1 protein-coding gene is annotated in these 620 nt (G+C 31.0%); it reads left to right on the plus strand.

All coding sequences use genetic code 11. The features are described 5' to 3' along the window. Positions 1-15 precede the first annotated feature (15 nt). Positions 16-620, plus strand: a 605-nt coding sequence (locus tag QZ106_RS00750; RefSeq protein WP_367259892.1) for a nucleoside-diphosphate sugar epimerase/dehydratase, incomplete at its 3' end; no start/stop codon positions are given.

Genomic DNA, 620 nt, shown 5'->3' on the forward strand with positions numbered 1-620 from the left:
ATTAAGGATATTTTTATGATCTATTCGCTTATATTTGAAATGTCGAGAACCAAAAAAAGAATTATCAGTCTTTTTATTGATATCGTATTGCTTACCACATCTTTTTTTCTTGCATATTGGACAAGATTAGGTGGTATTGTTTCTTTTGATAATACTGAAATTTGGATGACGTTACTTTGTACGATAGCAATTACCTTGCTTACTTTTATTAAGTTAGGGCTTTATCGAGCAGTTTTACGTTATATTTCGTTTAAAGCATTAGCGATGGTTGCGGGTGGTGCGCTTGTTTCATCAGTAAGCCTTATCTTTTTTTCTTTTTTTATTGAAGCCAATATTCCAAGAACCGTACCTGTTATCTATTTTTCTTATGTATTCTTGTTGTGTGGTAGTGCAAGAATGTTAGTGAGATATTATGTGAGTTTAATTTTAGATAAAGACAATGAGTCAGTGTTAATTTATGGTGCAGGTTCTAATGGGAGACAGCTTGCGGTAATGTTAAAGCATGCTTATCGTTATCGTATTCGAGGATTTATTGATGATAATGAAAAATTGCATGGTACTTATCTTTTAGGGAATAAGATTTTTTCACCTAATGATATTTCAAAATTAGTAAAGAAATA

The organism is uncultured Aggregatibacter sp. (assembly GCF_901873365.1).
Taxonomy (GTDB): Bacteria; Pseudomonadota; Gammaproteobacteria; order Enterobacterales; family Pasteurellaceae; genus Aggregatibacter.